Origin of the sequence: Micromonospora sp. WMMD708, from assembly GCF_049315245.1 — a bacterium.
In the GTDB taxonomy this organism is placed as follows: Bacteria; Actinomycetota; Actinomycetes; order Mycobacteriales; family Micromonosporaceae; genus Micromonospora; species Micromonospora wenchangensis.
In genome coordinates this window covers 5,531,482-5,558,445 of record NZ_CP186060.1, presented here as the reverse complement: position 1 = coordinate 5,558,445, position 26,964 = coordinate 5,531,482, and the positions used below count along the sequence as shown (strand labels likewise).

Annotated in this window: 10 protein-coding genes; 8 read left to right on the top strand and 2 right to left on the bottom strand. The window is 72.7% G+C overall.

Going from position 1 to position 26,964, the window contains the following annotated elements; genetic code table 11:
• Positions 1 to 132: 132 nt before the first annotated feature.
• Genes ACN260_RS24375 through ACN260_RS24360 form a run of 4 tightly spaced genes read left to right on the top strand, consistent with a single transcriptional unit; the run spans position 133 to position 3,709 of the window.
• Positions 133 to 1,098 carry an ABC transporter substrate-binding protein gene (locus tag ACN260_RS24375; RefSeq protein ID WP_422753225.1) on the top strand — a complete coding sequence of 322 codons (966 nt, stop codon included), beginning with the start codon at positions 133 to 135 and terminating at the stop codon, positions 1,096 to 1,098.
• A 51-nt stretch (positions 1,099 to 1,149) separates the two neighbouring features.
• Positions 1,150 to 2,001: an ABC transporter permease gene (locus tag ACN260_RS24370; protein ID WP_357757954.1), complete on the top strand. Its 852-nt coding sequence runs from the start codon at positions 1,150 to 1,152 to the stop codon at positions 1,999 to 2,001.
• A complete protein-coding gene (locus ACN260_RS24365; protein ID WP_145918042.1) occupies positions 1,998 to 2,840 on the top strand; it encodes an ABC transporter permease in 843 nt (280 codons plus the stop codon). The genes ACN260_RS24370 and ACN260_RS24365 overlap by 4 nt, the downstream gene beginning before the upstream one ends.
• Before the next feature lie 23 nt (positions 2,841 to 2,863).
• Positions 2,864 to 3,709 (top strand): ABC transporter ATP-binding protein, encoded by an 846-nt coding sequence (locus ACN260_RS24360; RefSeq protein ID WP_357931359.1) that lies wholly within the window; start codon positions 2,864 to 2,866, stop codon positions 3,707 to 3,709.
• Positions 3,710 to 3,943: 234 nt separating this feature from the next.
• Here the strand turns inward: ACN260_RS24360 and ACN260_RS24355 are convergent, their stop codons facing one another.
• On the bottom strand, positions 3,944 to 4,657 hold the full coding sequence (locus ACN260_RS24355) for an EcsC family protein (RefSeq protein ID WP_422753224.1): 714 nt from the start codon (positions 4,655 to 4,657) through the stop codon (positions 3,944 to 3,946).
• 218 nt (positions 4,658 to 4,875) lie between these two features.
• Entirely contained in the window at positions 4,876 to 8,970 is a 4,095-nt protein-coding gene (locus ACN260_RS24350) for an Ig-like domain-containing protein (RefSeq protein ID WP_422753223.1), read from the bottom strand.
• 782 nt (positions 8,971 to 9,752) lie between these two features.
• Between ACN260_RS24350 and ACN260_RS24345 the strand changes: the two genes are divergently transcribed.
• The 4 genes from ACN260_RS24345 (at position 9,753) to ACN260_RS24330 (ending at position 26,952) form a co-directional block, all read left to right on the top strand.
• On the top strand, positions 9,753 to 10,565 hold the full coding sequence (locus ACN260_RS24345; protein WP_422753222.1) for a helix-turn-helix domain-containing protein: 813 nt from the start codon (positions 9,753 to 9,755) through the stop codon (positions 10,563 to 10,565).
• 206 nt (positions 10,566 to 10,771) lie between these two features.
• Positions 10,772 to 11,005, top strand: a complete 234-nt coding sequence (locus ACN260_RS24340) for an MbtH family protein (protein ID WP_204927302.1) — start codon at positions 10,772 to 10,774, stop codon at positions 11,003 to 11,005.
• A 54-nt stretch (positions 11,006 to 11,059) separates the two neighbouring features.
• Positions 11,060 to 19,189, top strand: coding sequence for an amino acid adenylation domain-containing protein (locus ACN260_RS24335; RefSeq protein ID WP_422753221.1), 8,130 nt, complete (start codon positions 11,060 to 11,062; stop codon positions 19,187 to 19,189).
• On the top strand, positions 19,186 to 26,952 hold the full coding sequence (locus ACN260_RS24330; protein WP_422753220.1) for an amino acid adenylation domain-containing protein: 7,767 nt from the start codon (positions 19,186 to 19,188) through the stop codon (positions 26,950 to 26,952). Before ACN260_RS24335 ends, ACN260_RS24330 begins: the two co-directional genes overlap by 4 nt.
• The last annotated feature ends 12 nt before the right edge of the window (positions 26,953 to 26,964 follow it).

Genomic DNA, 26,964 nt, shown 5'->3' with positions numbered 1-26,964 from the left:
AGCAGCCAGGCGGTCGTATCCGTCGCGGCGGAGCCGTCCCTTCGTATCCACCGAACGCCCTCACCCCCGTCACCGGCCCCGCCGGCGGTGGGAGACGTCGGGGGCACGCGCGAAGCACATAGGAGCATCACGATGAACACACGACGTACCGGTGCGATGGTCGCCCTCGCCGCGCTGCTCTTCACGAGCGCCTGCGGGGGCGCCGAAGGCGCTGTGGACAACGCCGACGGCACCACGAAGGTCTCCGTCACCACGTTCGGCTGCGAAATCTGGAACACCTGGGCGATCGGGAAGGGCGTCTACGGCAAGCACCGCCTCGACGTCGAACTGGTCCGCTCCGGGGGCGGCTCGGCGGCGGTCGCCGCGGTCCTGTCCGGCGCGGCCGACTTCGGCTACGTCAACGGCTACACCGCGATCAACGCCTACAACACCGGCTTCCCGATCCAGATGGTGTCCGGGGTGAACGTCAACGCGCTGCCGCCGGCCAAGCCCGCGCAGGGCGTCTTCGTCGGCAAGGACTCCCCGATCAAGGCGGCCGCCGACCTCGCCGGCAAGAAGATCGCGGTCAACGAGATCAACGGCATCAACCAGATCGTGACCGCGAGCTGGCTGAAGGCCAACGGGGTCGAGCCGGAGAGCGTCAGCTTCGTGGCGCTGCCCTTCGCCGAGCAGGTCCCCGCCGTGCTCAGTGGACGGGTCGACGCCGCGCAACTGGGCTACTCGCTGCTGGGTAACAACAACGACAACGTACGCAGCCTGGCCGACCCCTTCGCCAGCAGCGACAAGATCTACATCGCGACCTACGTCGCCGCCAAGAGCTTCGTCGGCAAGGGCGACGCCGCCAAGCGCTTCCACGAGGCGATCACCGAGACCGCGCAGCAGCTCAGCGACCCGGCCAATACCGACGAGGCGTTCCGGTTGCTCTCCGAGTGCCAGAAGGTGCCGGCGGAGACTCTCGCCGCCCAACCGCAGAACGCCCTCGAAGCGGACGTCGACGTCGCCGCGCTGGACCGGATGGCGCAGCAGATGGTCGACCTGAAGATGCTCCAGAAGAAGCCCGACCTGGGGCCCTTCGTCACCGACTTCGCGCGGTCCTGACCTGTCCTGTCGTCCCGGAAGGCGGGCCACCATGAGGGGAGAGGACGTGACATGGCGTCGGACGTCCACGTGATTGACCAGGTCGAGGCGGACGCCCGGCCCACCGGCGGGCCCGTCGCGGCCCGCCGGTGGGGCCCCACCCCCGACTGGGTGCTGGGAGTGGCGGGCGTGGTGACCATGTTCGTGCTGTGGGACCTGGTGGTCCGGGCCGGGGCGGTCTCGGTGGACTCCCTGCCATACCCGGTGGACACCCTGCGACGGGCCGGCGAACTGCTCGTCGACGCGACGTTCCTGACCGAGGTGGCGCAGACCCTGTGGGCGTGGCTGCTCGCCATGCTCGCCGCCAGCGCCGTCGGCATCCCGCTGGGGCTGACCCTGGGCTACTTCTCCGCCCTCTACCGGCCGTCGTCCTCGGTGGTGCACGCCGGCCGGTCGATCCCCTCCTCGGCGTTCCTGCCGATCGCCATCCTGATGTTCGGCCTCGGCACCCAGATGAAGGTGTCCCTGGCGATCTACGCGATCTTCTGGCCGATCCTGCTCAACGCGATGTACGGCGTCCGCGACACCGAACCGCTGATGCTGGCCACGGGGCGCAGCATGGGGTGGACGCGTACCCGGCTGCTGACCCGGGTGGTGCTGCCGTCGGCGGCCCCGTCCATCGCCACCGGGCTGCGGGTGGCCAGCTCGACGGCGCTCATCGTGGTGCTCTCCGCCGAACTGCTCGGCGCCACCAACGGGGTGGGAACGGTGATCACCACGTACCAGCAGGCGCAGCGACCCGACTTCGTCTACGCGGGCATCCTGCTCGTCGGCCTGCTCGGGATGGGCCTCTACTACGGCTTCAACCTGGTCGAACGCCTGGTGGTGCCGTGGGGCCAGGCACAACGGGAGGGTGGGCGATGAGCGGGCAGGGGCTGAGCCGGCCGGTGGTCACGTCGGCGCTGGCGGTGGGACGCGGGGTGCGGTCACTGTGGCTGCTCGCCCTGCTGCTGGTGGTGTGGGAGGTCGCCGCCCGGATGGTGGGCTCCCTGTTCGTACCGCCGGTGTCGCAGATCTTCGGAGCGTTCGTCGACACCTGGCTGTCCGCCTCGCCGTCGTCGCTGTTCCTCAGTTCCCAGTTCCGGGCCGACGTCCTGCCGAGCCTCGTCCGGCTCGGCCTGGGCTACGGCGCGGCGACGGTCCTCGGCGTCGGCGGAGGCATCCTGATCGGGGTGTGGCGGCCGGCCGGCGCGTTCTTCAACCCGCTGATCCGACTGGGCATGTCGGTGCCGGTCACCGCCCTGCTGCCCATCGCCATCGTGCTGTTCGGCATCACCAGCGGGATGAACGTCTTCCTCATCGCGCTGGGCTGCCTCTGGCCGATTCTGATCAACACCTACGACGGCGTCCGGGGCATCGACCGTACGGTGGTCACCGCCGCCCGGAGCCTGCGACTGACCCGGCGTCGCTACTTCCTGCGGGTGCTGCTGCCCGGCGCGAGTCCCGCCATCTTCGCGGGCATGCGGATCAGCATCGGCATCGCGCTGGTCCTGATGGTGATCTCCGAGCTGTACGCCGCCACCGCCGGCCTCGGGTTCTACATCGTGAGCCAGCAGCGGCTGTTCCAGTTCCCGCAGCTGTGGTCGGCGATCGTCCTGCTGGCGCTGCTGGGCATCCTCTTCAACGCCGTCTTCGCCCTGGTCGAGCGGGTGCTGCTGCGGTGGCACCGCAACGTGCGCCCCGACAGCGCGGAAAGCCACTGACCGACACCACGTAGGAGCCCCGGATGAACCCCGTGACGACCCGACCGCACCAGCCCGGTGCCGCCCTCGACACCCCCGTGCTCGACGTGCAGGAGTTGAGCAAGTCCTACCGGTCCCGCAAGGGCGACGTGCCCGCCGTACGCAGCATCGAGTTCGCCGTCCACGCCGGGCAGTTCGTGTCGGTGGTGGGGCCCTCCGGCTGCGGCAAGACCACCCTGATGATGTGCATCGCCGGGCTGCTGCCCATCTCCGGCGGCGCGGTCATGTTCCGGGGGGAACGCATGTCCGGTCCCCGCGACGGCGTGGCGGTCGTCTTCCAGGACTACAGCCGCTCGCTGTTCCCCTGGTTGACGGTCGAGAAGAACGTCGCCCTCCCGTTGCGGGACCGGGGTCTGCCCCGCGCCGAGATCCGGCAGCGGGTGCAGGAGTCGCTGGAGATGGTGGGCCTGGCCCACGCCGCCGGGTTGCACCCGTGGCAGCTCTCCGGCGGGATGCAGCAGCGGGTCGCCATCGCCCGGGGGCTCGCCGTCCGGCCGGAGATGCTGATTATGGACGAGCCGTTCGCCTCGGTGGACGCCCAGACCCGGGCCAGCCTGGAGGACCTGCTGCTCAAGGTCTGGGCCGAGACCGGTACGACGGTGCTGTTCGTGACCCACGACATCGACGAGGCCGTGTACCTGTCCGACCGGGTGGTCGTGCTGTCGCAGGGCCCCTCGGTGGTCGTGGCGGACCTGCCGGTCACCCTCGACCGGCCCCGCGACCAGATCGCGACCAAGCAGACCCCGCTCTTCGGTGAACTCCGCGAGCACGTCTACTCCCTGGTCATGGCGTCGCAGCGACGGACATCGCTGTCGGGGGAGCCGAGCTGACCGGGTGAACCGGGTCGCGCCGATGCTGCCCACGGGCGGGACGGGCCTCTCGGGGAGGCCGTCCCGCCTTCCGTCTGCTCTGCTGCTCGGGGCGCGACGGACCTGACAGAGGTACGCCCCACGACAACGGCTACCCACCTCACAGGCACCGGAGCGGGGATTCCCCGTGCGCCTGCGGATCCGGCCGCCCGTCCTCGCTCGGCCGGACCGATGCCCCGGGCAGCAGCGGGCGGCTCAGATGGACGCCGGGAAGTTGGCCTTGGCTGCGCGGCCCACCAGAGCAGTGAGGGCGGCATCCATCCCGGCTCCGACGAGGCCCCCCGCGATCGGGATGCCCTTGGCCAGGGTGATGGCCGAACGCTGCGTCCCGTACTTGGCGAGCAGCATGAAGCCGACCTGTGCGTTGATCTTCCGAATGACAGCGATCGGGATCGCCTTGATCATTTGGGCGGTCAACTTCGCCCCGACCTTGACTCCCACCCCCTGGAGCGAGCTTGCCAGCGTCCCGCCTGCCGTGGTGAGAAAGATGAAGGTCTGGAGGTGCGGATCCGAGATGTCGTAACCCCGCAGGTACGCGATCGAACCGACGAGTCGCGCGTTGATCACCAGTGACCCGGCGATGTTCGCGGGGAGGGTGACGGGCATGGCCACGAAGCCGCCCAGACCGGTGACGAACCCGTTCGTCGACGCCGCCGCCACCGACTCCTTGACCAGTCGATCGATCACCCGCTCGATCGCCGCTTCGCTCGCACGGTCGCGCAGGGGCACCCCGTCGGGATCGATGATCGAGCCTGCTGTGGCCGGGAGGGCCTTGCTGAGGCGGGCCTCCGCATAGGGGATCGAGCCGGTGATCGGGCCGACGCCGTCTTGGATGACCTTCACGGTCAGGTTCTGGAAGTGGCGGGCTATCGCGTTGGAAGGGCCCTCGTTGTGCTCGTCCGCGTCCATCGTTGCTCCGTTCCTGGCCCTACAGATCAGCCGGCCGGTGACCAGGTGCGGGGTCGCACCGGTGCAGGCATCGACCGCCGGACGTACGTATGATCCAGATGGGAGTTACCAGATCGTCGGTTCGATCGGCTAACCGACAGACCCGGTCCGATGCGGCCCGCCGGTGCACGTGCTGAGGGGAGGGATCCCCCAGGACCCCTCCCCTCAGCGTCGGGCCGTCACGACCTGGTCAGGGTCACCTGGACGGTCTCACCCGGGCTCTGGCCGGCCGCGTTGGCGAACCCGACAGTGAACGTCACGTCCAGCCGACCGGTCCTGACCAGCGTCTGCCGGTACGCAGGTGCCACCGTCACGGTCACCGTGACGGTGTTCGCCTTCGCCACCTCCCGGCTGACCGCGTTGACCTTCTCCCCGCTGAGGGTGAGGGTGCCGGCCGTGTTGACCGTCGCGGTGAGCGTCGCCGTACCCGAGGTGGGGCCGGCCTCCACCGTGTCGATCCGTACGGTCGGGGCCGGGGTCGCCGGGTCGACCGTGCCGATGACCGGCTTGGACAGCGTCGACTGCCCGGACGAGTCGACCACCATCGCCTGGAACTTGACCTGCCTACCGGCGTCCTTCGCCGCCGGTGTCCAGTCGAACAGGTAGGGGGCGGTGGTGCTGGTGCCGACCAGGGTGCCGTTGACGAACAGGCTCGTCGAGGCGATGGCGAAGTCGTCGGTGCCCCGGATCAGCGGGTGCACGGTCGACCCGACCTGGAACACCGCCCCGCGTCCCGGGTCGGCCAGTTCGGCCGAGGGCGCGGCGTCGGCGACCCGGCCCACAGTGGTCGGCACCGCCGGTGGCGGCGTCGGACGACGTTTGGTGACGCTGACCGTGGCGCTGCCCGTGCCGTCCACGCCGGAGATCGCCTCGACGCCGGTGGCCGGGACCGCCGGTCCGCCCGGCACCGGTGGCCCGCTGCCGAGGTAGCTGCCGGTCAACGCGAACGGGGCGCCCTCGCGTACCGCCGTGTTGTCGGCGTTGGCGTTGTAGACGGCGAACCCGTTGCCGGTGAGCACGTTGCGGTAGCCGGTGAGCGCCCCGGCCGTCTCGGTGCCGGCGTCGGTGAGCAGGATGCCGTACGACCGCGACGGTGCGGGCGGATAGTAGTTCCCGGTGATCCGGCTGGTGTTCACGAAGCCGTCCGTCCCGCTGGTGTACGCGATGCCGGTCTGCGGGAAGCGGCTGTTCGGCTCGCCGGTGACGACGGTGTCGGTGACGTACCCGTGCTGGCGGATGCCGGAGCGGACGGTGGTCTCGGGGGTGCCGTCGCGGCCCCGCGCGCCGTCGAAGAGGATGCCGCCGGACTGGTAGCCGCTGACCACGCTGCCGGTGACGGTCAGCTCGCTCTCGACGGTGCCGGTGCCCGCCCCCCGGATGATGCCGGTCTTGACGATGCCCCAGCCGTGCGGGTGCGCGGCCAACTCCTCGTCGGTGGTCGCCACCCGCAGCGGGCCGACGACGCTGTCGGCGACCCGGCCGGCCGCGCCGAAGAACGCGACACCCGCCTCGGCCCAGACGTCGCCCGAGGTGACGGTGACGCCGGAGAGGTCGAGGAACATCTCGTTGGTGTCGGTCGAGCCGAGCGACTGCCGGGACACGGTGATCACGTTGCCGCCACCGTCGCGCAGGTACGGCTGGTCGCCGGCCAGGTTCCCCAGCGACTGGTCCGGCTTGATGGTCACCTTGTCCGCGCCGGCCCCCTTGATCTTCAGCGGCTTGGTGATGGTCAGGCCGTTGCGCGCCCCGCTCTGTACCGGGTTGGACGCATGGTTCACCGGCGTCGACGACTCCTGGTAGACGCCCGCGCAGACCACGATGGTGTCCCACGGCGAGGCGAAGTCGACGGCCCGCTGGATCGAGGTGAAGTCCGCTGTCGGGCACTGCTTCCGGTCGTCGTCGACCGTCCACGTGGTGTTGCCCTGCGGGTTCGCCACCGGGTCGACGAGCGCGACGTTGCCCGGGGTGTTGTCGTAGCCGGCGAGATAGGTAGCCGGGTCGGGGCCGCCGAGGGCGGACGGGCCGTGACCGGCGCCGTCGGCCCGGTCGCCGTCCGACAGGAGTTGCGCCCCCGCGTCGGATTCCTGGAAGCGTACGTCGGCCAGCTCGATCGAACCGGACTTCGGCATGTCGCCCACCCCGAACCGGAGTTCCAGCTTCGCCAGCGCGCCGACGTCGACGCCCTGCGCCGCGAACTCGGCGAGCGGGACGCGGATCTGGTCGAGGACGATGTGGGTGTTCGGGGTGTTCGTGCCGGTCGACATGTGCAGGGCGTTGCCCCAGCGGGGGTCACCGGCGTCGACGGTCCCCTCCCGGCCGGCGGCGTCGCGCAACGCGATCACGAACCGCTGGGTGGTCGAGGCCGGGTCGTACGACGTGGGCTTCTCGTTGGGCCAGACCGGGTTGGTCGGGGTGCCGTTGACGGTGGTGTCCCGGGTGTTGTCGCCCCGGTTGTCGGCACCCGGGTTGCGGGTGTCGAAGAAGTTCACGGCGGCGCTGAGGGCGAGCGCCTTCAGGTGCCGTACGTCACCGGACGCGGCCGGGATCGCGGCGGTGAGCGACGCGGTCGAGCCCGGCTCCCAGGCGAGGGTGAGCTGTCGGCCGTAGGAGTGGTTGACCGGGCTGTTCTCCCGGGTGCCGTTCTGCCCGCCGAGCGCGCCGGCCGCCGGCAGCGGGCAGGGCTTGGCGGCGGTCGGCAACCCGGTCTTTCCGAGCTGTGCCGGGGCGAAGTCCTGCGGTTCCGGGTTGCACCAGTCGTACCCGCCGGGGGTGGTCGCCGGTTTCGGGGTGACCCCGGCGGCCTGCGCGTACGGGTCGGCGAAGCCGGTGCCGGTCAGGGTGCCGCCGAGGGCGTTACGGGTGAGCGGGTTGTTGACCTCGGGCCGGATCACGTCCACCCGCTCCTGCGGGGCGGCGAAGTAGCTGGTGTTGACCCGCTCGTTGCATGCGATCGCCGTGCCGGACGGGCTGGTCGGGCAGGCCGACGCCGGTACCTGGAGGCCGCCCGGGGTGTTCGCCAGCTCACCTGTCATATAGGGCTGGAACGCGCCCTCGCCGCCGACGTAGCGGCGGAAGAAGGCGGCCATCGTCGCCAGCCCCAGCTTCTCCTGGTCGCCCATCCGGGCCGCGTCGCCGGAGAACTTGGTGTTGACGGCGGGGTTCAGCGGGTCGGAGTTGTCGATCTTGTAGTTCAGGTCCGGGTCGGTGTAGCTGGCCGCGCCGCTGAGCCGCAGGTTGTGCGGGTGGATGTTGTTGGTGGCGAACGGTGCCGAGTTCCCGCAGGCGGCGTCGTTGTTGGCCTGGCCGTCCGCGCCGCCGTCGGCGTACCAGACGGTGTTGTACCAGTTGTGGATCGCGCCGAGGTGCTCCACCTGGATGCGGGGGAACGGGTCGCCCGGGTTGACGTACTGGCTGCGCTCGAACAGCCGCGCGCCCTGGAGGTTGGAGACGTCACCGTCGCACATCGGCAGGATCGTCAGGTACGGCATCCCGTACGGGGCCTTGCGCTCGTAGTCCACCGGGGCGAGCGAGATCACCCCGCGCAGCGGGTAGCGCGGGCCGTCGGTGCGGATGCGGTTGTAGTCGATGAAGCTGGACACCGCGTCACCGCCACGCGAGTGGCCCATCAGGCCGATCCGGGTCAGGTCGAGGCGGCCGGCGAGCGTGGTGCCGACGGTGGTGTGCTCGTCGACGGGCAGCCCACCGGGGCGGTTCGCCGCGCTCAGCGCGTCCAGGGTGGCGGCGATGAGCATCCGCCGGCTGTGCATGCCCTTGCCCTTGTTGCTGTCCTGCCGCATCATCAGCTGGTCCTGGGACACCGAGAAGGTGGTGTATCCCCAGGTGGCGAGGTTTTCCGCCAGGTAGGCGTAGCCGTTCTCGTTGTGCTTGAACTGGGCGCAGGTGAGCTGGGCGGTGTCCTGGCCCGAGTCGCACGAGCCGTGGTTGCCGTGCACCAGCACGAGCACCGGCGACGGCGTGGTACGTCGGGTGAAGTCCGGTGTGTACAGCTGGCCCCGGATCTCGATCCGTTCCGGGGCCTGTGCCGTCCCGGCCGTCGGATCGGCGCCGGAGGAGTTCGGTTCCTGGATGCTGGCGAGGCCGAGTTTGGCCTCCTGGACGGCCTGGTGGCCGAAGGGACCACGGGCCGTCGGGTCGGGCAGGTCGGTCGTGGACGCCGGAGGCGGCGCGACCGCGGTGGGTGACGCCGCGATGGCCGGCACCGCCAGGGCCACCGGGGCCGTCACCGCGACGATCACCGAGAGGAGCACGCGCATGCTCCTCGATGTTCGTACCTTCAAAGGTCTCTCCTCGGAGCGGGATGGAGCGTTCAACGGTCGCGAACGCTAACCAGCCCTCGTTTCTCCGAGGTTTCCGTCGACAGCCGTTTTCCGGCTGATCGAATACAGTCCTACCAGGGGATATGTGCCCACGGCGGCACTCTCGCGGCAACTCTGGCACGCAGGGCCCCGGCCTTCTCCGCGGTGCGTTTCCGGGCCCCGCAAGGGCGGGTGCGTGGGCGCGATGGGGGTCGTGGACATCGGTGGAACGGGCCCCGGAGAATCGGTGCCGTCGCTGTCGGTGAGCGGAGGCTTCGCACTACCGGGGGTGACGGCGACACGGATTGCGGATGGGTTGCTAACCACCCAACGCGGTGATCAAGGGCAATTAGTGCGCCGCCGCGTGGACGCGACCAAGGGGCGCAATACGGACGGGTGTCCGATATGCCGGCGCGATCCGCGCGGTTTTTCCTGCTGAGTTACCAGACAGTGATGCAATCGAAACATGACTATTGGTGGCGAGGTCCGGAGCCGGTAGCATCCATATTCGTGACAGCCGTTGGGCGGCATTGTGCCGGCGGCGTCACGAGTGGCTGTCGACCATTTGGTCGAATGCTGCCCAGGATCTGCCGGCCCCGGTACCGGGCAACTGTGGCCGAGCGGTCCGTCCCGCTTTCGGCTCGCCGCCCAGCCGTGTGAACGGTGGCCGGTGCCCCGATTCGGCCGGGCCCCGATCTGGAAACAAACATTCATGGCGGCTGCGCCAGAACGAGGGAGAAATGGTTGCCATCCGGCACGTCTCGGCGGACCAGAACAGCGAGTTGGCCGCCTGCGTCAAAGCCTGGCGGCACCGGCTTCCGCCGGATGACCACCAGGTCGCCCGGAGGCGTCGGGGACGCCGGTCCAACGTCACCCAGGAGGAGGTCGCGGAACTGGTCGGGGTGAGCGTCGTCTGGTACAGCAACCTCGAACGCGGCGTACGCGCCAACTACTCCGACGCCTTCCTCGACGCCGTCGCCGGGGCGCTGCGACTCGACCGGCACGAGCGGGAACTGCTGTACCTCCTCGCGATCGGCCGGATGCCCTCACCCGCACCGGCCGGCACCTCCCCGACCGTCCTCGGCACCGCCCTGCGCCAGTTCGTCGAGGGGCAACGCTGGGCGACCTACGTGCTCGACCGGTACGCGCGGGTGGTGCTGCACAACGAGGTATGCGAGTCCTACTATCCCTGGCTGCGCACCGATCCCAGCTATCCACGCTGGCTGTTCACCGACGCGGACGCCCGTCGGCGGCTGGTCAACTGGGACACCGACTGGGCGGCGCCGCTGCTCACCCAGATGCGCATCGCCCAAGCGCTGCACCCGCAGGACACCGGGATCGCCGCGCTCGTCGACGCCTGCCTTCAGACCAGTCCCGAGGCCCGTTGCCTGTGGGCCGCCCATCCCCCGTCCGGACGTACCCTGCGGTCGCGGCGCGGCATCCGGCTGGCCAGCGACCACCGGACGACCCTGGTCGACGTGGTCACCCTCACCGACCCGAGCACGAGCGACCTGCAGATCGTGTCGCTGATTCCGGTGGCCGAAGCCGCGTAGCCGCCGTTCCCGCATCCCCTCCGCCGTCGGTGAATTGCACCCCGGCAGGTCCGGCGCCTGCGGTGCCCGCCGGTCACGGGCCCCAACTGTCAGTTTAGGAAAGTGGCAATTTCTGGCCGCCGTCCGCACCGCCGGGCAGGATTCTCCACGCCGCTTCCGGAGGCTTTGTGGACTCCTGCGGCCATCGATATGGACCGGAGGCGGACATGAATCCTTTCGACGATGCGGACGGCACGTTCCTGGTGCTGGTGAATGCGGAGTCGCAGCACTCGCTGTGGCCGGAATTCGCCGAGGTGCCCGCGGGCTGGACCGTGGCATGGGGGCCGGGCGATCGGGACGGGGCGCTCCGGTACGTGGAGGAGAACTGGCAGGACATGCGCCCGAGAAGCCTCGCTCTCGCGATGGCCCGGGCCGATGACGCCGCCCTTCGTACCGAGTAATTGCACCCATTCGCCGTGGCGCAGCAGGTGCACCTTCTGTCAGGAGAGTTTCGTATGGCTGAGGACAATCGGCGCTGGCCGTTGAGCAGCGAGCAGCAGCGGCTGTGGTTCCTCGACCGGCTGACGCCGGCGAGTGCCGCCTACCACGTCCCGGTCTCGTGGCGGTTGCGGGTCGACGTGCCGCTGCCGGCGGTCGTCGCCACCGTCGGGCGCCTGCTGGCCCGGCACGACGCGTTGTTCCTGGCCTTCGACGAGGTCGACGGCGAGCCCGTGCAGCGGCTGGTGTCCACCCGCGAGGTTCCCCTGACGGTCCACGATCTCACCGACCACCCCGCCGCCGAGCGTGACGCGCGCAGCGCCGAGGTGGTCCGGGAGGTGTCCCGTGCCCCGTTCGACCTGCGCGTCGGACCCCTGGTCCGGGCGGCCGTCTTCACGGTCGACGGCCAGGTGCGGCTGCTCCACCTGACCTTCCACCACATCGCCGTCGACGGCCTCTCCCTGGAGATCATCGAACGCGAACTCGCCGTCGGCCTCAGCGACGCCGCCGGCCTCGCCGGCGGCCCACGGCAGAGCGACGCCGCCGGATCGGGCAACGCCGTCGGGGCCGGTGCCGCCGGCGGGTCGGGGGACGCCGCCGGGTCGGCGGTGCCGGCCTACATCGAGCACTGCCTCCGGCAGCAGCGGTGGCTGGCCGGACCGCAGGCGCAGCAGGAACTCGACAGCCGCGTGGCGCAGTTGCGGGGCGCGCCGGAACTGCTCGAACTCGGGCGGGACCGCAACCGCCCCCGGGACTTCAGCTACCGCGGGGAGACCCTGCGGTTCACGGTGCCGCCGCAGCTCCGCGACCGGGTGCGGGCTCTGGCCGGCCAGCACGGGGTCACGCCGTACGTGGTGCTGCTGGCGGCCTTCACGGTCTTCCTGCACCGCCAGACCGGCCAGACCGACGTGGTCGTCGGTTCGCCGGTCGCCGGCCGGGGGGACAGCCGGTTCCTGGACGTGGTCGGGTTGTTCGCCGGCACGATGGTGTCCCGTACCGACCTGAGCGGCGAACCGACGTTCGGAACCGTCGTGACGCGTACCCAGGAGTCGGTGCTGGCCGCCCTGGAACACCTGGACGTGCCGTTCGACCACCTGGTCAACCGGCTGGTGCCGCAGCGGGTGCCGAGCCACGGCCCGCTCGTGCAGGTGCTGTTCGCGTTCCACGAGAACGGGCCGGGTGCGGTCGGCGGGTCGTTCCTGAGCCGCGAGTTCGTGCCGACGGACACCGCGAAGCTGGACCTCACGTTCACCGTCTACGACGTCGCCGGCCGGTACGACGTCGAGATCGAGTACTGCGCGGACCTGTTCCTGCCCGCCACGGTCGAGCACTTCTTCCGGCACTGGTCGAGCCTGCTGGGCAGCGCCCTCGACCGGCCCGACCTGGCGATCGGGCAGCTCGCGGCGATGGACGACACCGAGCGGGAGCTGGTGCGGTCCTGGACCACACCGTCCCCGGTGGACCTTCCCGACGGCGAGTTGGTGCATGAGTTGGTGGGGCGGTGGGTGGTGGGTTCGCCGGGTGCGGTGGCGGTGGTGTGTGGGGAGGTGGTGTTGACGTATGGGGAGTTGGGGGTGTTGTCGGATCGGGTGGCGGGGTTGTTGCGGGGTTTGGGTGTGGGTGGTGGTGGGTTGGTGGGGGTGTGTGTGGGGCGGTCGGTGGATGCGGTGGTGTGGTGTTTGGGGGTGTTGAAGGTTGGTGCGGCGTATGTGCCGTTGGATGTTGATTATCCGGTGGAGCGGTTGTCGTTGATGTTGGTGGATTCGGGTGTGTCGGTGGTGTTGGGGGGTTCGGGTGTGGCGGGGCGGTTGCCGTCGGGCCCGTGGCGGGTGGTGGAGATCGGTGTGGACGGTCCGGAGCCGGAGGCCGCGCAGGTGGCCGGGGAGGTGCCGGCGGTGACGGGGGACAGTGCGGCGTATGTGATCTACACGTCGGGCTCCACCGGCCGGCCCAAGGGCGTCACGGTGACCCACCGCAACGCCGCCCGGCTGTTCGCCTCGGCGGCCCGCGAGTTCCGGTTCGGCCCGGACGACGTCTGGTCGATGTTCCACAGCATGTCGTTCGACGTCAGCGTCTGGGAGATCTGGGGCGCGTTGAGCACCGGCGGCCGGCTGGTCGTGGTGCCCTACTGGGTCTCCCGCAGCCCCGAGGACCTGTACGCGCTGGTCCGGGACGCGCAGGTGACCGTGTTCAGCCAGACGCCGTCAGCGTTCGTCCAGTTCGAGGCCGTCGACGGCCGCCTCGGTGACCCGCTGCGGCTGCGCTACGTCATCTTCGCCGGTGAGGCGTTGGAACGCGGCTCGGTACGCCGGTGGACGCAGCGGCGCGGCGCGGACCGCCCCCGGCTGGTCAACATGTACGGGATCACCGAGACCACCGTGCACGACACCTTCCGCGAGATCGTGCCGGACGACCTGGACCGGGCCCTCACCCAGATCGGCCGTCCCCTGGCGGACATGGCGATCCACGTCCTGGACCGGTACCTGCGCCCCTGCCCGGTCGGCGTCACCGGGGAGATGTACGTCGGCGGTCCGGGGGTGGCCCGGGGCTACCTCGGCCAACCCGGCCTGACCGCGGGACGTTTCGTGGCGGACCCGGTGGGAGCCGAGCCGGGTGCCCGCCTCTACCGCAGCGGCGACCTGGCCCGGTGGCGTCCGGACGGGACCCTGGAGTACGCGGGCCGCGCCGACAGCCAGGTCAAGATCCGCGGCTTCCGGGTGGAGTTGACCGAGATCGAGGCGACCGCCCACCAGTTCCCCGGCGTCACCGCCGCGGCGGTCACCATCCGCCCCGACGACGCCGGGGCACCGCAGCTCATCGCGTACGTGTCGGGGGAGGCCGGGTCGGCGGTGCCGGTCGCCGACCTGCGGCGGTGGCTGGCGGACCGGCTGCCGGACTACATGGTGCCGGCGCGGTTCGTGGAGTTGGCGGCGATCCCGCTGACGCCGAGCGGCAAGACCGACCACCGGCGGCTGCCCGACCCGGACGAGGCCCGTCCCGCCGGCAGCGGTGACTACGTGGCACCGCAGGGACCGGTCGAGCGGCGGCTCGCCGAGATCTGGGTCGAGGCGCTCGGCCCGGTCCAGGTGGGCCGGCACGACAACTTCTTCCACCTGGGCGGGGACTCGATCCGCAGCATCCGGGTGCTCGGCGCGGCCCGCGCCAGCGGCATCTCCTTCGCGTTGCAGGAGCTGTTCCACCGGCCGACGGTCGCCGAACTCGCCACCGTCTGCACGGTCGTCGACCTGCCCGACGCCCCGGTACGTCGACCGTTCGAACTGGTCGCCGCCACCGACCGGGCGCACCTGCCGGCCGGTCTCGTCGACGCGTACCCGATGACGGCGTTGCAGGTGGGCATGGTCTACGAAATGACCCGTGACCTGGAGCGGCTGCCGTACCACAACGTCGACAGCATGAAGGTGCGGGCACCGTTCGAGGCGGACGCCTTCACCCGGGCGGTCGCCCACGTGGTACGCCGGCATCCGATCCTGCGTACGGCGCTGTCGTTGACCGATTTCAGCGAGCCGCTGCAACTGGTGCACGCCGAGGCGGTCCTGCCGGTCGGCGTCGACGACCTGCGTGACCTCGACGAGGCGGCGCAGGACGAGATCGTCCGGTCCTACCTGGAACACCAGCGGGTCACCCCGTTCGACCACGACCGCCCGCCGCTGCTGCGGATGCACGTGCACCGCCGCTCCGACGAGGTGTTCCAGTGGACGCTGACCGAGCACCACGCCGTGTTCGACGGCTGGAGCCTGCACTCCACCCTCAGCGAGATCATGCGGGTCTACCAGGGCCTGCGTGCCGGCGTGGAGCCGACCGACCCGCCGTTGAGCGCGCAGTACCGCGACTTCGTCGAGCTGGAACGCGCCGCGCTGACCTCGGCGGAGACCGAGCAGTTCTGGCGTGAGCGGCTGGCCGACCCGCCGGACACCCGGCTGCTGCGCTGGCCCGACGGGTCGGTGCCGGAGCTGCCCGCCGAGACCCGCTTCACGGGCGAGTGGTGGTACGCCACCGACGCCCGCCAACGGTACGGCTCGGTCGAGACGGTGCTCAGCCCGGAACTCTGCACGGCGTTGCGGGAGTTGGCCACCCGGTGCGGCGCCTCGCTGAAGACCCTCTTCGTCGCCGCCTGCCTGCGTACCGTCGGCTACGCTACCGGCGCGACGGACGTCCTGGTCGGGGTGACCGCCAACGGCCGCCCCGAGGAGCGTGGCGGCGACGACGTCCGTGGGCTGTTCCTCAACACGCTGCCGTTCCGGCTGGTGCTGCCGGACGGCCGGTGGACCGACCTGATCGCCGAGGTCTTCGCGGCCGAACGGGACATGTTGCCGCACCGCCGCTTCCCGATGGCCGAGATGCAACGCCGGCTCGGCATGGACCAGCCGGTCAACGTCAACTTCGTCTACAACCACTTCCACGTGATGGCCGAGATGCTGTCCGACCGGGGCACCGAGATCCTCGACGGCAAGATCGGCAGCTTCTCCACCGTCCGCGCCGAGCCGACGAACTTCCCGCTCAACATCGGGGTCGTCCGGGACCCGGTCTCCGACCGGGTGCTGCTGGCGATGGACTTCCACACCGACGCGGTGCGGGCCGAGCAGGTCCGGCTGCTGCGCGACTGGTTCGTGGCCGCCCTCTGGGACATGGTGACCGCCCCCGACCGTCACTACCTGCGCGGACCGCTGACGACCGCGTCCACCCCGACGCCCTCACCGGACCCGGCGACCGGGCCGGCACCGACCGTCGCGCCGGCACCGACCGTCGCGCCGGCACCGGTCGACGTGTCGGCGGCGGGCCCGGGGGCCACCGGTCCGGCGGGGCCGGTGGCGTGGACCGACCCGGCGGACGCGGGCGCTGGTGAGCTGGTGCATGAGTTGGTGGGGCGGTGGGTGGTGGGTTCGCCGGGTGCGGTGGCGGTGGTGTGTGGGGAGGTGGTGTTGACGTATGGGGAGTTGGGGGTGTTGTCGGATCGGGTGGCGGGGTTGTTGCGGGGTTTGGGTGTGGGTGGTGGTGGGTTGGTGGGGGTGTGTGTGGGGCGGTCGGTGGATGCGGTGGTGTGGTGTTTGGGGGTGTTGAAGGTTGGTGCGGCGTATGTGCCGTTGGATGTTGATTATCCGGTGGAGCGGTTGTCGTTGATGTTGGTGGATTCGGGTGTGTCGGTGGTGTTGGGGGGTTCGGGTGTGGCGGGGCGGTTGCCGTCGGGCCCGTGGCGGGTGGTGGAGATCGGTGTGGACGGTCCGGAGCCGGAGGCCGCGCAGGTGGCCGGGGAGGTGCCGGCGGTGACGGGGGACAGTGCGGCGTATGTGATCTACACGTCGGGCTCCACCGGCCGGCCCAAGGGCGTCACCGTCCCGCACTCCTCGGTCACCCGGCTGCTGCACTGGGGGCGGGACTTCCTGCACGCCGGCCCCGACGACGTCTGGTCGATGTTCCACAGCATGTCGTTCGACTTCTCCGTCTGGGAGATCTGGGGTGCGTTGAGCACCGGCGGCCGGCTGGTCGTGGTGCCCTACTGGGTCTCCCGCAACCCGGAGGACTTCCACCGGCTGGTGACCGGGGCCGGGGTGACCGTGCTCAACCAGACCCCCTCGTCCTTCGCCCAGTTCGAGGAGGTCGACTCCCGGTCGGACCAGCCACACGCGCTGCGCTGGGTGATCTTCGGCGGCGAGGCGCTGGAACACGCGTCGGTGCGCCGCTGGGCCGCGCGGCACGGCTGGGACCGGCCGCACCTGGTCAACATGTACGGGATCACCGAGACCACCGTGCACGTCACCGCCCGTACCCTCGGGCCGGACGACGTCGGGGACGGTCTGAGCCGGATCGGCCGCGAGGTGGCCGGGCTGACCGCCCACGTCCTCGACCCGATGCTGGTCCCCGTTCCGATCGGCGCGGTCGGCGAACTGTACGTCGGCGGCGCGCGGCTGGCCCGGGGGTACGCCGGCCGGCCGGCGCTGACCGCCGAGCGGTTCGTCGCCGACCCGTACGGCAGCCGGCCCGGTGGGCGGCTGTACCGCACCGGTGACCGGGTGCGGCTGCGCCCCGACGGCGACCTGGAGTACGCCGGCCGGGTCGACAACATGGTCAACATCCGGGGCTTCCGGGTCGAGCCCGGCGAGATCGAGGGCACCCTCGCCCGGCACCCGGCGGTCGGCGCGGCCGTGGTGACCGCCCGCACCGACGGGCCCGGTCGGGTCACCCTGGTCGGCTACGTCACGCCGGCCGGCACCGCCCCCCTCACCGCCGCCGAGGTACGCGAGTGGCTGCGGCACCAGCTTCCCGAGTACCTGCTACCGGCCCGGCTCATGGTGCTCGACGCGCTGCCGCTGACGCCCACCGGCAAGGTCGACCGTTCGGCGCTGCCCGAACCCGACCTCGACGGCGCGGTCACCGGCCCGGCCGCCCGGACCCCGGCCGAACGAATCCTCTGCGACCTCTTCGCCGAACTGCTCGGCGTGCCCGAGGTGGGCATCGACGGCAGCTTCTTCGGCCTCGGCGGCGACAGCATCATGTCCATCCAGCTGGTCAGCCGGGCCCGCCGCGCCGGCCTGCACCTCAAACCGAAGGACGTCTACCAGCAGCGCACCGTCCGCGCCCTGGCCGCCGTGGCGACCACCGTGGACGACCGGGCCGTCGAACGACCGGACGACGCGACAGGTGTGGTGCCGGTGACGCCGATCCTGGCCTGGGCCCGGGAGGAGCTGGGCGGCCCACTTGACGCGTTCAGCCAGTCGATGCTGGTCCGGGTGCCCGCCGCGACGACCGTCGACCAGGTGCGGCAGGCGTTGCAGGCGCTGCTCGACCACCATCCCGCGCTGCGGATGCGGGCCCGTACCGGGGACGGGCCGTGGGAGCTGGAGATCCCGCCCGCCGGGGCGGTACGCGCCGGGGACTGCCTGCACACCGTCGACCTGACCGACGCCACCCCGGCCGGGCGCGCGACGGCCCTCGCCGACCAGGCACAGGCCGCCCGGGACCGGTTGCGTCCCGCCGACGGGGTGCTCGTGCAGGCCGTCTGGTTCCCGGCCGGCCCGCAGACCGGCAACCGGCTGCTGCTGGTCGTCCACCACTTCGCCGTCGACGGGGTGTCGTGGCGCATCCTGCTCGCCGACCTCCGGGCCGCCTGCACCGCGCTCGGCGACGGGAGACCGCCGACGTTGGAGCCGGTGGGTACGTCGCTGCGCGGCTGGGCGCGGCAGGTCGCGGCGCTCACCGACGGACCGGTCCGCGAGGACGAACTGGCCGGCTGGACGCGGCTGCTGGACCGGCCGGCGACGCACCTCGGCGAGCGCCCCCTCGACCCCCGGGTCGACGTCTTCGCCCGGCTGCGCAGCCTCTCCCGCAGCGCCTCGACGGACTGCACCTCGGCCGTGCTCACCACCGCCCCGGCCGCGTACCGCACCGGGGTGGACGAGATCCTGCTGACCGCGCTGGCCCTGGCGCTGCCGCCGTGGCTGGCCCGGCGGGGCCGGGGCGGCACCGACGGGGTGCTGGTCAACCTGGAGGGGCACGGCCGCGACGGCCTGGTGCCGGACGCCGACCTGTCCCGCACCGTCGGCTGGTTCACCCGCATCCACCCCGTCCGGCTCGACCCGGGTCCGGTGGACGGGGCGCAGGTCCGCTCCGGTGGTCAGGCGGTCAGCGCCGCGGTGAAACGGGTCAAGGAGCAGCTCCGCGCCCTGCCACCCGCCGGCGGGTACGGCGTGCTGCGCTATCTCGACCCGCGTACCGGCCCGGTGCTGGCCGGGATGCCGGCCCCCCAGGTGGCCTTCAACTACCTGGGCCGGTTCCCCGCCGCCGCACCTGACGACTGGGGGCCGGCCGAGGAGGGCGCGGTGCTGAGGGGCGGGGCCGATCCCCGGCACCCCGTGCCGCACGTGCTGGAGGTCGCCGCCGTCACCGTCGACGGCCCGACCGGCCCGCACCTGCGGACCACCTGGTCGTGGCCGGCGGAGCTGCTGGCCGAGGCCGACGTGGCCGACCTCGCGGACGACTGGCACGCCGCCCTGGAGGCGGTGGTGGCCGGCGCGACGGCACCGGCCGGCGGCGGTCCCACGCCGTCGGACCTGACGCTGGTCACGCTGAGCCAGGACGAGATCGACGACCTTGAGCAGGAACTGGCGGCGGAACAGGGAGCGGTGTCATGACCACGTCGAGCATCGAGGACATTCTGCCGCTGGCACCCCTGCAGGCCGGGATGATGTTCCACTCCTGGCACCAGAGCAGCGGGCCGGAGGTGCAGACCGCGCAGCTGATCCTGGACCTGCACGGTCCGCTGGACGTCGCCGCGCTGCGGGCGGCGGCGGAGGCGCTGCTGCGCCGCTACCCCAACCTGCGGGCGAGTTTCCGGGAACGCCGCTCCGGCCCACCCGTGCAGGTGGTCGTCCGCCAGCCGGAGCTGTCCTGGACGGAAGTCACCGTCGCTCCGGAGGAGGACCCGGACGCCGCCCTCGCCCGGCACACCGAGGCTGACCAGGGACGGCGGTTCGACCTGCGGCGGGCCCCGCTGATCGGGTTCCGGCTGATCCGGGTCGACAGCCACCGGCACCGGCTGGTCGTCACCTACCACCACATCCTGCTCGACGGCTGGTCCACCGCCCTGCTCATCCGTGACCTGTGCGCCCTCTACGCGCAGGGCGACGTGCTGCCACCGGCCCCGTCGTACCGGGACTTCCTGGGCTGGCTGGCCGGGCGGGACCGGCCGGGCGCGGAGGCGGCCTGGCGGACGGCGCTGGCGGACCTGGCCGGGCCCACCCTCGTCGCCCCGGCCGACCCGACCCGCGTCCCGGTCTGGCCCGGCGACCTGCCGGCCGAACTCGACCCGGCGGCCACGGCGGACCTGGTGGCGTTCGCCCGCCGGCACGACCTCACCGTCAACACCCTCGTGCAGGGCGCGTGGGCGCTGCTGATCGGCCAGCTCACCGGGCGCGACGACGTGACGTTCGGCGCGGCGGTCTCCGGCCGGCCACCCGAGCTGCCCGGGTCCGAGAGCATGGTCGGGCTGCTGATGAACGTGGTGCCGGTACGGGTCCGGCTGCGCCGCGACGAACCCCTGTCGGCGCTGCTGACCCGCCTCCAGCACGAGCAGGCGCAGCTCATCGAGCACCACCACCTGGGCCTGGCCGACATCCAGAAGGTGGCCGGGACCGGCGAACTGTTCGACACCTGCGTCGCGTTCGAGAACTTCCCCGAGTCCGGTGAGCTGCGCTGCGGGCCGCTGCGGGTGGAGGCGGGTGCCGCCGACGCCGCCCACTACCCGCTGAGCCTGAACGCGGCGGCCGGCACCCGGCTGCGGATGCGGCTGTCGTACCGGCCCGACCTGTTCCCGGTGGGGTTCGCCCGGGGGCTGCTGCGCCGGTTCACCCGGCTGCTGACCGAACTGCCCACCCTGCTCGGGACGCGTACCGGCCGGCTCGACCTGCTCGACGTGCCCGAGCGGCTCCGGCTGTCCACCCAGGGCCGCAACCCCGACCCGGTGCCGGTGGCGACCCTGCCGGCCCTGGTCGAGGCGTGGGCGGCCGGTACGCCCGACGCGGTCGCCGTCCGCTGCGGGGCGGACCGGCTGACGTACGGCGGGTTGAACGCGCGGGCGAACCGGCTCGCCCACGCGCTGATCGCCCGGGGGATCGGCCCGGAGCAGCTCGTCGCGCTGGTCCTGCCGCGCGGGGTGGACCTGGTCACCGCGATCCTCGCGGTGACCAAGGCGGGCGCCGGGTACCTGCCGGTCGACCCGGAGTACCCGGGCCCGCGCGTCGCGCAGATGCTCGCCGACGCCGCGCCGGCCGGCGTGGTGTTCGCCGGGGCGGACGCCGCGCCGACGGCCCGCGCCGCCGCCGAGGCCGCCGGGCTGCCCCGGATCGACCTCGACGACCCGGCGCTGCTCGCCGAGCTGTCCGGCCACCCGGACCGCGACCCCACCGACCGGGACCGCCGCACCCCGCTGCTGCCGACCCACCCGGCGTACGTGATCTTCACCTCCGGGTCCACCGGGCGGCCGAAGGGCGTCGTCGTCACCCACCAGGGCGTCAGCAGCCTCGCCGCCACCCAGGCCGACCGGCTCGGCGTGGACGGTCGGGCCCGCGTCCTCCAGTTCGCCTCACCCAGCTTCGACGCCTCGTTCTGGGAACTGTGCATGGCGTTGACCTCGGGCGCGGCTCTCGTCGTGCCGACCGAACGGCTGCTCGTCGGCGACCTGCTCGCCGACTTCGTCCGGGCCCACGGGATCACCCACGCGACGCTGCCACCGGCGGTGCTCACCCCGCTGGCCGCGCAGCCCCTGCCGACCCTGCGCTCCCTGGTGCTGGCCGGCGAGGCGTGCCCCGCCGAACTGGTCACCCGCTGGGCGGAGGGCCGCCGCATGGTCAACGCGTACGGCCCGACGGAGACGACGGTCTGCGCCACCATGAGCGCCGACCTGCGGGCCGACCGGGCCGGGTCCGGGGCCGCCGTGCCCATCGGCCGCCCGGTCCGCAACTGCCAGGTGTACGTCCTCGACGACGCCCTGCGGCTGGTCCCCGCCGGGGTGGCCGGTGAACTGTACGTCTCCGGCCGGGCCCTGGCCCGGGGCTACCTGCGCCGGCCGGGGCTGACCGCGACCCGGTTCCTGGCCGACCCGTACGCGGGGCCGGGGGAGCGGATGTACCGCACCGGTGACCTGGTGCGCTGGCGTCCCGACGGCGAGCTGGAGTTCGTCGGCCGGGTGGACGACCAGGTGAAGGTGCGCGGCCACCGGATCGAACCGGGCGAGGTGGAGGCGGTGCTGACCCGGCACGACACGGTCGCCCAGGCGGCGGTGGTCGTCCGGGAGGTGGGCGCGGGCGGGCGGCAGCTCGTCGGCTACCTGGTGGGCCCGCCGGACGGCCCCGCCCCCGACCCGGCCACGGTCCGCGCCTTCGTCGCCGCCCACCTGCCCGAGTACATGGTGCCGAACGTCCTGGTGCCCCTGGCGGCCCTGCCGCTGAACCGCAACGGCAAGGTCGACCGGGCGGCCCTGCCCGCACCCGACCAGGAGCCGACGACCGTCGCCGACCAGCCGGGCACCGCCACCGAGAAGCTGCTGTGCGACCTGTTCGCCGAGGTGCTGGGGGTGCCCACGGTCGGCGTCACGGACAGCTTCTTCGGCCTCGGCGGCGACAGCATCTCGTCGATCCAGCTGGTCAGCCGGGCGCAGAGCGAGGGGCTGGCCATCCGGCCCCGGGACGTCGTCGCGCACCCGACCGTCGCCGGGCTCGCCGCCGTCGCCGACCTGGCCGCCGACCAGAGCCGGGACGCCGCCGCCAGCAGTGCCGACGACGGGGTGGGCGAGTTCGAACCGACGCCGATCATGGAGTGGCTGCGGGCGGCCGGCGGACCGGTCGACGGCTACTACCAGTCCATGGTGGTCCGGGTTCCCGCCGACCTCACCGAACCGGATCTCCGCGCCGCCCTCCAGGCGGTGCTCGACCGGCACGACACGCTGCGGATGCGGCTGGACCGGCCGTCCTGCCCCGACGGCCCGTGGCGGCTGGACGTGGCGGCCCCGGGCAGCGTACCGGCCGCGTCGGTGCTGACCCGGGTGCCAGTCGACCCGGACACGCCGGAGCCGGACCGCCGCCGGATCGTCGCCGACCACGCGGCGGCGGCCCAGGTCCGGCTAGCGCCGGGCGCGCGGGTGATGCTCCAGGCCGTCTGGTTCGACGCCGGACCCGGGCACCGGGGCCGGCTGCTGCTGGCCGCCCACCACCTCGCCGTCGACGCGACGTCCTGGCGGATCCTGCTGCCCGACCTGGCCGCCGCGTGGGCGGCCGTGTCCGCCGGTGGACGGCCCGAGCTGGCCCCGGTCACCACCTCGTACCGGCGGTGGTCGACGCTGCTGGGCGAGGAGGCGACCCGACCGGCCCGCAGCGCCGAACTGGACCTGTGGCGCGGGATGCTGGCCGCGCCCCCGCCGCCGGTCGGCACCCGCGCCCTGGACCCGGCCCGGGACACCGCCCGGACCGCCCGTTCGCTGGCGCAGACCCTCCCGGTGGAACTGTCGGCGGCGCTGCTGCGCCGGGTGCCGGACGCGTTGCACGCCCGGGTCGACGAGGTGCTGCTGGCCGCGCTGACCGTCGCGGTCGCGTCGGGCCGGCCCGGCGGGCTGCTGGTCGACATCGAGAGCCACGGCCGCGAACCGCTGGCCGAGCATGTCGACGTCGCCCGTACCGTCGGCTGGTTCACCAGCCTGTACCCGGTGCGGCTGGACCCGGGGGCGGTGGACTGGGCGCAGGTGTGGGCCGCCGGGCCCGCCGTCGGCACCGTCGTGCGGCGGGTCAAGGAGCAGCTCCGCGCGGTGCCCGACCACGGCATCGGGTACGGGTTGCTGCGCTACCTGAACCTGGCCACCGGCCCCGAACTCGCCGGACTGGGCCGCCCGCAGCTCGGCTTCAACTACCTGGGCCGGCTCGGTGGCGGCACGTCCGAGGCGGACTGGACCCCCGTACCGCAGGACGCCCTCGGCGGTGACGTCGACGCGGACATGCCGCTGCCGCACGCGGTGTCGCTGAACGCCGTCACCGTGGACCTCGCCGACGGTCCGCAGCTGCGGGCCACCTGGACCTGGGCCGGTGACGCCGTGCCCGAGGCCCGGGTCCGCGAGCTGGCCGACGGGTGGCTGCGCGCGCTGCAGGTGCTGGCGGACAGCACCGCGACCCCGGCGGTGGGCCGGATCCCCTCCGACTTTCCGCTGGTCACGATCGGTCAGGGGGAGCTGGACACGATCTCGGCCGAGCATCCCCGGCTGACCGACCTGCTGCCGCTGGCCCCGTTGCAGGAGGGCATCCTCTACCACGCCACGTACGCCGGGACCGGCGCGGACGTCTACACCGCCCAGCTGACCCTGGAACTGACCGGCCGGCTGGACCCGGCGGCCCTGCGCCGGGCCGCCCGGGACCTGCTGACCCGGCACCCGCACCTGGGCGCGGCGTTCCGGCAGCGGCTCACCGGCGCCCCGGTGCAGGTGATCGGCGACGGCGTCGAGCTGCCCTGGCAGGAGGTCGACCTGTCGGCGCTGCCCGCTCCGCAGGCGCAGGCCGAGGCCACCCGCATCGCCGACACGCAGCGGCGTCGACGCTTCGACCCGGCCCGGCCGCCGCTGCTGCGGTTCAGCCTGGTCCGCCTGGGTGAAGAGCGGTACCGTCTCGACTTCACCCACCACCACATCCTGCTCGACGGCTGGTCGCTGTCGCTCGTCGTCCGCGACCTGATCGCGCTCTACGAGCACCACCGGGGGGCCGCCGCCCCGCCGCCGCCGGTGCCGTTCCGCACCTATCTGGACTGGGTGGCCCGGCAGGACCGGCCGGCCGCCGAGGCGGCGTGGCGGACGGCGCTGGCCGGACTGGCCGAACCGACCCTGCTGGCCGGGCCGGGTGCCGCCCACCCGACGGCGCTGCCCCGCGACCTCGACGTCGAGCTGGACGAGGGGCTGACGGCGGCGCTGACCGGCCTGGCCCGGGAGCGGGGCGTCACGGTGAACACCGTGCTCCAGGCCGCCTGGGGGGTGTTGCTCGGTTACCTGACCGGGCGTGCCGACGTGGTGTTCGGGATGCCGGTGGCGGGCCGTCCGCCGGAGCTGCCCGGCGTCGCGACGATGGTGGGGCTGTTCCTCAACACGCTGCCGGTACGGGTACGGACCACCCCCGGGGAGGCGTTCGGCGACCTGCTGACCCGGCTGCACGGCGAGCAGTCCGCGCTGGTGCCGCACCAGTACCTGGGGCTGGGCGCGGTGCAGCGGCTCGCCGGCACCCCCGGCACCCTCTTCGACACCCTGTACGTCTTCGAGAACTACCCGGTCGCGCTGGACGGCACCCCGGCCCTGGGCGAGGCCCGGATCACCGACGTGCAGGGCCGCGACGCCACCCACTACCCGCTCGCCGTGGTGGTGCTCCCCGGGGCCCGGATGCGGATCCGCCTCAGCCACCAGCCGGACCTGGTCTCCCCGGCGACCGCCGACGCGGTGCTGGAACGGTTGCGGGCGCTGCTGGGGGCGGTCGTCGCCGACCCGGGTATCCCGGTGGCCCGGCTGTCCCCGCTCACCGGGGCGGACCGGCGGCTGCTCGCCGAGGCCAACGACACGACCGTCCCGCCGGCCCCGACCGACCCGGACACGCTGGTCGGCCGGTTCGAGGCGCAGGTACGACGCACCCCGGACGCGGTCGCCGTCCACGACGGCGACGGGGAGCTGAGCTACGCCGACCTGGACGCCGCCGCCAACCGGCTGGCCCACCTGCTGATCGGCCGCGGCGTCGGCCCGGAACGGGTGGTGGCCGTCGCCCTGCCCCGCTCCACGGCCAGCCTGGTGGCGATCCTCGCCACGGTCAAGACGGGTGCCGCGTACCTGCCGGTGGACCCGGAGTATCCGGCCGCGCGGCGGACCCTGATGGTCAGCGACAGCGGGGCCGACTGCGTGCTGACGACCGGGGGGACCGTCGGGCAGTGGGTCGCCGCGGGCTGCCCCGCCGACCGCTGCCTCGACGTCGACGCCCCGGCCGTGGGGGAACTGCTCGCCCGGCAACCGGCGACCGCCCCCACCGACCGGGACCGGTCCACGCCGCTGCGCGTCGCCCATCCCGCCTACGTCATCTACACCTCCGGCTCGACCGGCCGGCCCAAGGGCGTCGTCGTGCCGCACGCCGGCATCGTCAACCGGCTGGCCTGGATGCAGGACCGGTACCGGCTGACGGCCGCCGACCGGGTCCTGCACAAGACGAGCCTCAGCTTCGACGTGTCGGTGTGGGAGATGTTCTGGCCGCTGTCCACCGGCGCGGCGGTCGTCGTCGCCGACGTGGACGACCAGCGGGACCCGACCCGGCTGGCCCGGCTGATCGACAGGCAGCGGGTCACCACCGCCCACTTCGTACCGTCGGTGCTCGCCGCCTTCCTGGCCGAGCCGGTCGCGGCGCACTGCGTCGGCCTGCGCCGGGTGATCTGCAGCGGCGAGGCACTGGACCCGGAACTCGCCCACCGGTTCCACGCCACCTGCGGCGCGGAGCTGCACAACCTGTACGGGCCCACCGAGGCGTCCGTGGACGTCACCCACTGGCCGGTGCCGGCGGGCAGCCGGGCGGCGTACGTGCCGATCGGGCGGCCCATCTGGAACACCCGGGTGCACGTGCTGGACGGTTTCCTGCGACCGGTGCCCCCGGGGGTGGTGGGCGACCTCTACCTGACCGGTGTCGGTCTGGCCCGGGGCTACCTGGACCGCCCCGGGCTGACCGCGGAGCGGTTCCTGGCAGACCCGTTCGGCGGCCCGGGGGAGCGGATGTACCGCACCGGGGACCGGGCGGCCTGGGACCCCGCCGGCCAGGTGGTCTTCCACGGGCGCGACGACCAGCAGGTCAAGGTGCGGGGCTTCCGCGTCGAACTGGGCGAGATCGACGCGGCGCTGGCCCGCTGCGCCGGGGTGCTGGCGGCGGCGACGACGGTCCGCGAGGACGTGCCGGGCATCCGCCGGATCGTCGGGTACGTGGTGCCGACGCCGGCCGCCCCGTTCGATCCGGTCCGGTTGCGCGACGAACTGGCCGCGAGCCTGCCGGCGCACCAGGTGCCGGCGGCGTTCGTGGCGCTCGACGCGCTGCCGCTCGGGCCGACCGGCAAGCTCGACCGGGCGGCCCTGCCCGCGCCGCCGACGCCCACGGCCGACCCGGTCGCCGCCGCGCCGCCCGACGGGCTGCCGGCCCGGCTGTGCGAGCTGTTCAGCGAGGTGCTGGGGGTGCCGGCGGGGGTCGACGACGACTTCTTCGACCTGGGCGGCGACTCGTTGACCGCGATGCGGCTGGTGCACGGCGTCGAGGCGGCGCTCGGCGTCGACCTGGAGGTCGTGGAGCTGATGGCGCACCCCACCCCCGCCCGGCTGGCCGCGCGCCTGCCCGAACCGGTGCCGGCCGCCGACTGACCCGGCCGCCCT

Coding starts and splice junctions, on each gene's coding strand:
- ACN260_RS24375 (WP_422753225.1), top strand. CDS start 133: ATGAACACACGACGTACCGGTGCGATGGTCGCCCTCGCCGCGCTGCTC.
- ACN260_RS24370 (WP_357757954.1), top strand. CDS start 1,150: ATGGCGTCGGACGTCCACGTGATTGACCAGGTCGAGGCGGACGCCCGG.
- ACN260_RS24365 (WP_145918042.1), top strand. CDS start 1,998: ATGAGCGGGCAGGGGCTGAGCCGGCCGGTGGTCACGTCGGCGCTGGCG.
- ACN260_RS24360 (WP_357931359.1), top strand. CDS start 2,864: ATGAACCCCGTGACGACCCGACCGCACCAGCCCGGTGCCGCCCTCGAC.
- ACN260_RS24355 (WP_422753224.1), bottom strand. CDS start 4,657: ATGGACGCGGACGAGCACAACGAGGGCCCTTCCAACGCGATAGCCCGC.
- ACN260_RS24350 (WP_422753223.1), bottom strand. CDS start 8,970: ATGCGCGTGCTCCTCTCGGTGATCGTCGCGGTGACGGCCCCGGTGGCC.
- ACN260_RS24345 (WP_422753222.1), top strand. CDS start 9,753: ATGGTTGCCATCCGGCACGTCTCGGCGGACCAGAACAGCGAGTTGGCC.
- ACN260_RS24340 (WP_204927302.1), top strand. CDS start 10,772: ATGAATCCTTTCGACGATGCGGACGGCACGTTCCTGGTGCTGGTGAAT.
- ACN260_RS24335 (WP_422753221.1), top strand. CDS start 11,060: ATGGCTGAGGACAATCGGCGCTGGCCGTTGAGCAGCGAGCAGCAGCGG.
- ACN260_RS24330 (WP_422753220.1), top strand. CDS start 19,186: ATGACCACGTCGAGCATCGAGGACATTCTGCCGCTGGCACCCCTGCAG.